Genomic DNA, 10534 nt, shown 5'->3' with positions numbered 1-10534 from the left:
CGAAGCATTGCGTCCGACTTGCATGTATTAGGCACGCCGCCAGCGTTCATCCTGAGCCAGGATCAAACTCTCCATTGTCCTTTTCTATCTTCAGACAATTTCATGTCTTCTTGACTCTTCTTGTTTCTTTCTTTTCTATTGACGTGTTTACTGTTCAGTTTTCAATGTTCCTGTCGCCCTCTCTCTCGAGTGCTCATCTATAATATCATCTATTCCTCCCCTTTGCAACCCTTTTTTTTACTTTTTTTCATCTTTTCTATTTTTCACCCTTTCCATCAATGTTTTTTCTTTCTGTTTTCTTTTGTTTCCTTCATAGAAGATAAACTAGGCCCATCAATAAGCTTACCAAAAGCTGTAAAAGTTGATTGATGACAAGGGCATATCCATATTTTATCTTTTTGATCAAACTGCAAAATACATCTCATATGGGGACAATACGGAGAAAATATATGACATTTTCCAACCTTATCCTTATATACTGCTCTTAATTTACTTCCAATTCTCACAATTTTCCCTTCTTCATACGACATCTGATTCAATTCTTCATAGTGAAATCTCAAACCAATATAACCCTTATAATACGATTGAAGCAGTTCTTTTTGATACTCTTTTGCAAAGCTTATTGAAAAATATTGACAACTATATAAACTACGATAAGGATTTTGCTGATGTATAATACAATCTTTAATGAGTCTTGCTGCTACTTGAGATAAAGTCATACCCCATTTTTGAAATCCATAAATAACATATTCATGTGTATGTGGCTTTATTTCACCAATATAAGGGACTCCTCTTAAAGGAATACTGTCCATTGCATACCAATCACAACTTTTAATATCTATATATAACCCTTTTTGATTAATAGGTCGATAACTTATGGATTGATCTATACAAAGACGGCTTGAATTCCCATCATACAAACGACAATCTATATTTTCTTTTGTTTGAAACAGTTTAGCAAAATACATTCCTTTTTTGATAAATGGATACCTTGTCGCATGAACAACATATTGACATTGGATTTGATATTGACCAACTTTCACTTCAAATGCATAATGTTTTCTTTTTACCTTACTCACTTGACTATACTCATAAAACTTCACTCCACTTTTTTGACAAATTTTTACCAATTGATATAAATATTTTAATGGATGAAAAACGGCTTGATGTTTCAAACCTATTGAAGCAAGATGTTGTGAATCACTGATCGTTTCCACACGAAAAGATTTCAATATATTTTCTATCTCTTGAATAAGAGATACATATTGTGGATCATCTGTATATAAATAAGCATCATTTTCATAAAAATCACAGTCTATATGTTCTTTTTGAACAATTTCTCTTATTTCTTGAATAGCACTTTCCTGAGAAAGAAAATATAAATGTGCATAATGAATGTCATAATGTTTCTTCAATAATTGATAAATTTGCCCATGTAAAGATGTTATTTTAGCAGTTGTATGTCCACTTGTTTGAAATCCAACTTGTCCTCTTTCCACTACGACTACACGATATGGCAAATCCTTAAGCTGATACGCTAAAGAAACACCCGCTAATCCTGCTCCAATAATGACTATATCCACCTCTAAATCTTCCGTTACCTTTTCACACTTTATAGAGGATGTTGTATCTTGCCAATAAGACTGATTCATATTTCATCACCAAGTTCTATTTTACCCAGCAACTTTGATTTTAAACAAAAAAAGAGAACTAATTTCTCTTTTGCTGCGGTAAAACAATCTCAATCGTTGTTCCAACATTGAGTTCGCTTTTCAAAGAAATCGTTCCCTTATAATTAGAAACAATGTGTTTAACAATAGCCAGTCCCAGACCTGTTCCCCCACGTTGTTTACTTCTTCCTTTATCAACACGATAAAATCTTTCAAAAACACGCCCCTGATCAGCTAACGGAATACCAATTCCTGTATCTTCTACAACAATCTTCATTCCATCACCTTGTGCTTCAATATCTACAAACACTTGACCATGATCTTTATTATATTTAATCGCATTTCCAATCAAATTATTTAATAAAGTATAAATTTGCTGGTGATTTCCCATATATGTCATCTCATCAAAGTCATATTCTATATGAATATCATGTTTAGCAATTTCTACCTCATAACTTTCAAGAACTTCATCGACAATTCCTTTCATTTTTAATGGCATAATTTCTGCCTCAATATCCATACTTTCCAATCTCGATAACATTAATATATCATTGATTAACCTCGACATACTATCCACTTCAGTTTGAATTTTTTCTAACATCATTTGTTTCTGTCTATCATTTTGGACAACTCCCTGTGCCAGTAAATCACTATAACCTCTAATTGAAGTCATTGGTGTTTTTAATTCATGCGAAACATTAGAGAAAAATTCACTACGCATTTTTTCAGCTTTTTTAGATGCTGTTATATCTACAAACAGTAAAGTTGTCCCAAAATCCACACGCGAAATATAACAAGCATAAATATTATGATCTATTTTTATTTCTACCTGCTGCTTCATGATGTTATTTTTCAAAGCCTGAATAATATCCGGAAAATAAAGATAATCAAAGATACAATCATGGACTTTCATATCTCCTAAAATAGAAGCTGCTTTTTCATTTATACTTAATATCTGGTAATCTTCATCTAACAAAACAAATCCTTCATTCATCTGTTTAAGAATTTCATCAATTTTAATTCTTTCCAGTTTCACTTGACGCATAGATTTACGTAGCCTATGTGATAAATTATAAATCGTATCAACAATGACATTAAATTCCTGATAATCATAATCTTTTAAATCAACTCTAAAATCTTTACTCATACGATCTAAACCTTCACTAATTTCAATAATAGGTTTAGAAATTGTAATTGCCAGTTTTCTTGATAAAACAAAAGCTATAAAGAAAGAAATACCACTACTTAATGCAAATGCTGGAATGAGCGAAGCCAAATAATCAGTAATGCCATGATAAGGAATAGAAAGACGAACAATATAATCTCCTTGATTATATAAAGCTACATAAAGCGTATCTTCATGCGTTGTTTCTGATTTTCTTTGGGCATATCCTTCACCATTTTGAAGTGCTTCCTGTACCTCATTACGATTTAAATGATTTTCTGAAATTGAATCTCTCGCCGTATCTGCCACAACATTTCCTTGAAGATCAATGACACTAATACGTGTATCATCACTATATGCCAGTGGATTCAATTCATCAATCTGTTCATCAAGATTTTGACTGTAATCTAAAGCATAATCAATTAATTTTAAAGAATATAACATATCATGCTCAGTAGTATCTAAAATACTATTAGAAACAAGCATAGCTGAAATGGTACAACTGCTAAGCAAAGCAACAATTAAAATAACAATAAAATAACGGAGGATAGACTTAGTCATATTTATCCTCCTCTTTTTCAACAAAGCGATATCCTACAGATCGAATTGTTTTAATATATTTTTCTCCATCATCATTCAGCTTCTTACGAAGTGATCGAATATGCACATCTAATGCTCTCGATTCACCAATAAAATCATATCCCCATATATTATTCAATAATTCATCTCTTTCTACAACACGTTCTCTATTTTCAATTAAATAAACAAGTAACTGATACTCTTTATGTGTTAAATCCATCACTTCTTGATTATGTTTAACCACATGTGTTGATTTATCAATAGACAAAGATGGTGTTCTTAAAACTTTTGACTTTGGATGAACCCTTCTTAACAATGTACGAACACGAGCACAAAGCTCTAAAACACCAAATGGCTTTGTCATATAGTCATCACTACCACTATCTAAACCATGAATCTTATCAATTTCACTATCTTTAGCACTTAAAATTAAAATCGGTATTTCTGTATTTGTTTCTCTAATCTTTTTGACTGCAGAAATGCCATCCATTTGAGGTAACATGACATCAAAAATAGCCAAATCTGGTGCATCTCTTTTGATTTCAATAATAGCATCAATCGCATTATCAAATAATGTCACTTGATAACCATTAGACTCAAGAGATAGCTTGACTATCTCCTGAATATTTTCATCATCTTCGATAACAAAGATACGTTCGTTCATTGTTATACCTCCTAAATCAATCTTTGATCATTGACAGACCCTGTTTGATTAAACTCTAGCCATTCACAAATATTTACAGCATGATCCCCTACTCTTTCCAAGTATTTCGCAATCATCAAAAAGTCAATACAATAATCAATTTTTTCACTATTCTCCTTTAGAATTTCAATAACTTCCTGTTTGACTTCTTCAAACAAAGCATCTATTTCATCATCCATGCTCTTAACCAAACGAGCTGTAGATAAATCTTTTTTAATAAAAGAATCAATCGCCTCATGGACCATAATCTTTGCTTTTTTAGCCATTGTTGGAATATGCTCAACTGTTCTATAAGCATGTTCCCCTTCAAAATTCATAATAATTTCAGCAATATCTGCTGCCTGATCCCCAATTCTTTCCAAATCTGTTACAATTTTTAAAGCTGTTGTGACATTTCTTAAATCTGTCGCAATTGGTTGTTGACGTAAAATCAAATTAAAAGCTCTTGATTCCACCGTTCTTTCCATATCATTAATTAAACGGTCATTTGTAATGATTTCTTTAGCTAAAGTCTTATCTTGATGTTTAAATGCATCAATCATATTTTCAATAGCCAATTCAACAAGATGCCCCATTTTTGTTAAATCAACATTCAGTTTTTCTAATTCTTCATCAAATAATTTTCTCATCATTTTCCATACCTCCATTATATTTGTTTTTTATAAAAAACACAACTCTTAACCAAAACGACCAGTAATATAATCTTCTGTACGCTTATCCTTAGGCATTGAGAAAATGTCTTTTGTTTCACCATATTCTACCATTTCTCCAACAAGAAAGAAAGCTGTATAATCAGCAATACGTGATGCCTGTTGCATATTATGCGTTACAATCGCAATCGTATATTTATCTTTTAATTCCATCAATAATTCTTCAATCTTTAAAGTAGAAATAGGGTCTAGTGCACTTGTTGGTTCATCAAGTAAAATCACTTCAGGTTCTACTGCTAAACATCTGGCAATACATAAACGTTGTTGTTGTCCACCAGATAAACCAAGCGCTGATGTATGCAAACGATCAGAAACTTCATCATATAAAGCTGCAGCTTTTAAACTTTTTTCAACAATTTCATCTAATTTCTTTTTATTTTTAATACCATGAATTCTTGGTCCATAAGCAATATTATCATAAATACTCATTGGAAATGGATTAGGTTGCTGAAAAACCATCCCTACTTTTTTACGTAACACTGTTGTATCAACACGTGGATCATAAATATTTTCTCCATCTAATGTAATCTCACCATCAATTTTTACATTATTCACATAATCATTCATTCTATTTAAAGTCTTTAAGAATGTCGATTTCCCACATCCAGAAGGACCAATAAATGCTGTGATTTTATTTTCTACAATATCTAAATTCACATCTTTCAATGCATGTTTTTCTCCATAATGAAGATTTAAATTTTTAGAACTAATTTTTACACTCATTTTTTTAACCTTCCTTAATCAATTTTATTGACATCAAATCTTTTAGAAATCCATTTTGCTAAGAAATTCAATACTAATACAACAACAATCAAAATCAACGCAATGACAAACGCTACTTCATAATTGGCTTTAGCCATCTCTAAATACAACTGAATTGTTAATGTTCCACCACTTGAGAACAAGTGTTCAAACAATCCTCTTGGTAACATTGATAAACTTCCAGCAGTAAAGAGTAAAGCAGCAGATTCAGCCACAATTCTTCCCATTGCTAAGATAATACCTGTTAAGATTCCGGGAATAGCACTTGGTAACAATACTGTACGAATCATATACCATTTTGTTGCTCCAATTCCCAGTGCGGCTTCACGATAGCTTTTTGGGACAGCCTGTAAGGCAACTTGTGTGTTTCTAGAAATAATAGGTAAAATCATAATAGCTAAAGTCAAAGCCCCTGTTAAAATGGAATAACCTAATTCAAGGAAATTTCCAAAGAACAACATCCCAAACAAACCATAAATAATAGATGGTATTCCTGCTAAAACTTCTGTTGTAAATGAAATGACTTCAACAAACTTTTTATTTTTAGCATATTCATTTAAATAAATAGCTCCACCAATACTGATTGGACCTGCAATAATTAAAGTCACAACAATCATATAAACAGTATTAATAATATTAGGTAAAATACCTACTGTATTCTTTAAAATACTTGTTGTATTAACAAGATAACCAAAATCAAAACTTGGAATACCTCTGATTAAGATATAACCAATAATCACAACCAATAAACCAACAGAAATAAAAGTGGATAATTGAATGAGAAAACTCAAGATTTTATCACTTAATCTACTTTTTTTATCAAAAATACTATTTTCCATCTTCTCCACCTCGTTTTAAAATAAATGTTAAAATTAAATTAATTGCTAAAATAAAGATAAAGAGAACTAATCCAATTGTAAATAAGACTTCTCTATGTGTTCCTGAAGCATATCCCATTTCAGAAACGATACCAGTTGTTAAGAAACGAACTGAATTGAATGGTAATGGGAAATTGACTGAGTTCCCTGCCACAAGCAAGATAGCCATTGCTTCACCAATCGCACGACCAACTCCTAAAACAACCGCTGACATAATCCCATTTTTAGCAGCTGGTAAAACCACTTTGAATATCGTCTGCATTTGACTTGCACCTAGCGCCAAAGAACTTTTACGATAATCATCTGGTACAGATTTTAAAGATGTTTCTGTGATGTTAATCAAAGTTGGTAAGATCATAATTGCTAAAACTAAAATAGCTGAAATTAAGTTAGCCCCACCAGTAAACTGATGTGTTTTTGACCCAGCAAAAATCATCAACTCTAATTGATACATTAATGGATTGATAATTAATATTCCTAAAAGTCCATAGACGACTGATGGAATCCCTGCTAACAATTCAACAGCTGATTTGATAATATTTCTTACTTTTGGATTAGCAATTTCAGCTAAGTTGACAGCTGTTAAAATTCCAATAGGAACTCCTATCAAAATCGCAAAGAATACCCCAACAATTGATGTTAAGATTATATTAAGAATACCATAATGTGGATCAGCCGCAGTTGGTGCCCATACATTACTAAATAAGATTTCAGTTAACCCAACCTTAAAAATAGCAGGTGTCCCTGAAACAAACATATATGCCGTAATACCAACAACGGCTACAATAGAAACAACTGCACAACAAATAAAAATAACAGAAGCTGTTTTTTCTACCATTGATTTTGTTTTTCTATTTGCAATAATACTGATTGTCTTTCTTTCCATATTTAAACCCCTTCTTTTTTATAGCTCCACAAATCAATGCTAGTGTATATCTTTTTATGTAAAAGAAATAGCAAGATTTTGTATAAAGAATGTTAAGATTATGTAAAGTATTTTATTTTTTTATTATATTTTCCACTTTTTCTTTGTTTTTAATCATTTTTCCTCTTTATTTTTTTAACCTTTTCTTTACAAACAAAAAAAGGAGGTTTCCCTCCTTGTTCATTATTTTGCTGAAACTAAACCAACTGATGAAATCACTTCTTGACCTGCATCACTGTTAATGAAATCAAATACAGCTTGAACTTGTGCAGATTGTTTACTCACTTCACCTTTTGTAGCCATAACGAATGGTCTTTGTAAAGTATATGTTCCATCTTTAATAGTTGCTTCACTTGGTGAAACACCATCTAATTGTAATGCTTTTACATCATCACTTAAAGCATCTAATGAAATATATCCAATAGCTCCTGGTGTAGATTGAACCGCAGCAGCTACTGCACCTGTTTCATTTAATGTTTGAGCTAATTGACATTGATCAGCGATATCTAAGATTTCTTCAAAAGCATCTCTTGTTCCTGAACCACTTTCACGTCCAATAACAACGATATTTTGATCAGCTCCACCAACTTCACTCCAGTTTTTAATTTTACCAGTATAAATATCTTTTAATTGTTGAGTTGTTAAATTTGAAGCTGTGTTTGCCTTATCAGTGACAATCGCAATACCATCTAAAGCAACAATGTTTTCTACTAAACCAGCTGCTTTTTCTTCATCAGTTAAAGCTCTTGAAACATCTCCAATATCAGCAGTTCCATTTGTCACTGCTTCAACACCAGCACTTGATCCTGTAAACTGAGGTTCTAATTGTAAATCTGGATAAGTTTCAACAATAGCTTCTTTTAATCCATTCACAAATTTTTCCATAGATGTTGAACCATTTAATGCAACAGTTCCACTTACATTTTCACTTCCAGCAGCTCCTTCATCACTGCCACCATTACTTCCGCATCCTACTAAGCTAAAGCTTAATACACATGCTAATAATAAAGCTGAGAATTTTTTCATATTTTAACCCTTCCTTTTTTATCCTTCGTCTTTATTGACACACATAGTGTATATCTTTTTAGATAGTAGAAAAATCATATTTTTGTATAAAATTTGTTAAGATTACGTAAAAGAATTTGATTATTTATAACAATAATCTAAATAAAATCCTAAACCTCCGCTTAACACATAGACTTTCTGATATCCTCTTTGCATTAATATTCTGGCACAATTATAAGCTCTCACTCCAACAGCACAATAGATGACAATAGTCTGATTTGTATCTAGTTCTTGATAACGTTTCGTCAATTCACCATAAGGAATATGATATGAACCTTCAATATATCCCACTTGTCTTTCCTCATCCTCTCTGACATCCAATGTTATCACCTGATCTTTTTGTTGTTGATATTCATCCGGTAACATCAACTTGACATAACCATTTTGTATATTTTCAGCTACATATCCTACCATATTCACAGCATCCTTAGCTGATGCAAATGGTGGTGCATAAGCAATATGAAGATCTTTTAAATCAGTCACTTTTCCATGATAATGGATTGCTGTTGAAATGACATCAATACGCTTATCCACGCCCTCATAACCAACAACCTGTGCTCCTAGAATTTTTTGTTGTAAATCATAAATTACTTTCATTGTAAGAGGTGTTGCACCGGGATAATATCCTGCATGTGATTTTTGCTGAATAATAATCACTTCATAATCCTGATGTCTTTTGAGACCTTGAGCTTGTAGTTGTTTTTCATTGAACCCTGTACTCGCTGCTGCCATCTTAAACACTTTAATAATACTGCTGCCAAGTGATCCTTGATAAGATTCATTGGCTCCCATTAAATGATTCGCTAAAATTCTTCCTTCTTTATTCGCTGGACCAGCTAAAGGAATCATCGTCTTTTGATGATTAATATAATGTTCAACTTCAATGACATCACCTACTGCATAGATATGAGGAATATTCGTCATCAAATGTTCATCAACAATAATACCTCCACGTTGATTACATGCAATACCTGCTTGTTTTGCCAATTCACTTTGAGGCTTAACACCTACAGAAAGAATAACCAAATCATAACTTTTTGTAAATGCATCTGTTTTCACTTGAATTTTTGAATGATCATCTTCAAAAGCCATTAATTCTGTATTTAAATAAAGATGTACACCTTTTTTATTCAAATATTTATGAATAGGCTGTACCATTTCAAAATCCAGATTATTTAAAATCTGTGCTCCTTTTTCTACAACATCTACATCTACTTTTAATTCTCTTAAATTTTCAGCCGTTTCAATGCCTACAAAACCACCACCGATAATACAAGCTGTTTGAATATTTTTTAATTCAACCATTTGTCTGATTTTCACAAAGTCTTCAATCGTCCATAATTGTTGAATATCTGGATGATCAATACCCGGTATAGGTAATCGAATGGGAACTGATCCTGTCGCAATCACCAGCTGATCATAACTTTCCTGATATGTTTTTTCTGTAATATGATTATATACAGCAACTGTTTGATTGTCTGGATCAATGGCTTTCACTTCACTGCCAACTCTTACATCCACTTGAAAACGTTCTTTAAATAGTTCAGGAGTCATCAACAATAAATCACTTTTTTCACGAATTTCTCCAGACACATAATAAGGCAATCCACAATTCGCATAAGAAACATAATTGCCTTTTTCAAACATAATAATCTCCACATCTTTGTTTAATCTTCTCAGTCTTGCTGCTGTGGTTGCCCCTGCAGCAACACCACCAATAATAACCACTTTCATTTCTATCACCCGCCTATATTCATTGTAAATATTTTTCAATACAAAGTAAATGATTGTGCTTAAAAAGGTATTCTATGCCTAGCATAAAATACCTTTATTCTTATAAATCGCAAATACCTTTTCCTTCACCATACATACTATACCAGTCAGCATTGAAATCATCCACTGCTTTTTCTATGTTTGGATTCTTGAATATCTGCTTTAAAATTCCTACTGGTGCTGTTATCGCCTGTGCTCCATTATTCAATGCATTCTTGATCTGTTCAACACCTTTAAATGATGCTGCGACAATCTTTGTATCATAGTTATCCATGATGATACGATTTGATAACTCATAAATCAG

Annotated in this window: 10 protein-coding genes and 1 rRNA gene; all 11 read right to left on the bottom strand. The window is 32.1% G+C overall.

Translation table 11 applies throughout. From position 1 onward, the window contains the following. Nucleotides 1-78 (bottom strand): 16S ribosomal RNA (locus B5E75_RS13400); the annotation flags it as partial. 197 nt (nucleotides 79-275) lie between these two features. Then, nucleotides 276-1652: an FAD-dependent oxidoreductase gene (locus tag B5E75_RS13395; protein WP_087360226.1), complete on the bottom strand. Its 1377-nt coding sequence runs from the start codon at nucleotides 1650-1652 to the stop codon at nucleotides 276-278. Nucleotides 1653-1710: 58 nt separating this feature from the next. Continuing rightward, nucleotides 1711-3396, bottom strand: coding sequence for a sensor histidine kinase (locus tag B5E75_RS13390; RefSeq protein ID WP_087360223.1), 1686 nt, complete (start codon nucleotides 3394-3396; stop codon nucleotides 1711-1713). Continuing rightward, nucleotides 3389-4078 carry a response regulator transcription factor gene (locus B5E75_RS13385; protein ID WP_087360220.1) on the bottom strand — a complete coding sequence of 230 codons (690 nt, stop codon included), beginning with the start codon at nucleotides 4076-4078 and terminating at the stop codon, nucleotides 3389-3391. Before B5E75_RS13385 ends, B5E75_RS13390 begins: the two co-directional genes overlap by 8 nt. A gap of 11 nt (nucleotides 4079-4089) precedes the next feature. Beyond that, nucleotides 4090-4749 (bottom strand): phosphate signaling complex protein PhoU, encoded by a 660-nt coding sequence (gene phoU, locus B5E75_RS13380; protein ID WP_087360217.1) that lies wholly within the window; start codon nucleotides 4747-4749, stop codon nucleotides 4090-4092. A gap of 45 nt (nucleotides 4750-4794) precedes the next feature. Beyond that, the gene (pstB, locus tag B5E75_RS13375) at nucleotides 4795-5550 is read right to left on the bottom strand and encodes a phosphate ABC transporter ATP-binding protein PstB (RefSeq protein WP_087360214.1); all 756 of its coding nucleotides are present in this window, start codon (nucleotides 5548-5550) and stop codon (nucleotides 4795-4797) included. 14 nt (nucleotides 5551-5564) lie between these two features. Beyond that, complete coding sequence (gene pstA / locus B5E75_RS13370; RefSeq protein WP_087360211.1) at nucleotides 5565-6428, bottom strand: phosphate ABC transporter permease PstA; 864 nt, start codon at nucleotides 6426-6428, stop codon at nucleotides 5565-5567. After that, a complete protein-coding gene (pstC, locus tag B5E75_RS13365; RefSeq protein ID WP_087360208.1) occupies nucleotides 6418-7353 on the bottom strand; it encodes a phosphate ABC transporter permease subunit PstC in 936 nt (311 codons plus the stop codon). The genes pstA and pstC overlap by 11 nt, the downstream gene beginning before the upstream one ends. 222 nt (nucleotides 7354-7575) lie before the next feature. Then, complete coding sequence (locus tag B5E75_RS13360) at nucleotides 7576-8418, bottom strand: phosphate ABC transporter substrate-binding protein (RefSeq protein WP_087360205.1); 843 nt, start codon at nucleotides 8416-8418, stop codon at nucleotides 7576-7578. Between the two features lie 120 nt (nucleotides 8419-8538). Then, nucleotides 8539-10191 carry an FAD-dependent oxidoreductase gene (locus B5E75_RS13355; protein ID WP_087360203.1) on the bottom strand — a complete coding sequence of 551 codons (1653 nt, stop codon included), beginning with the start codon at nucleotides 10189-10191 and terminating at the stop codon, nucleotides 8539-8541. Nucleotides 10192-10291: 100 nt separating this feature from the next. After that, a partial coding sequence (locus B5E75_RS13350) for a transaldolase family protein (RefSeq protein WP_275086223.1) occupies nucleotides 10292-10534 on the bottom strand: 243 nt, incomplete at its 5' end.

This window comes from Massiliimicrobium timonense (assembly GCF_002160865.1).
GTDB lineage: Bacteria > Bacillota_I > Bacilli_A > Erysipelotrichales > Coprobacillaceae > Allocoprobacillus.
This window is presented reverse-complemented; position numbering and strand designations above follow the sequence as displayed.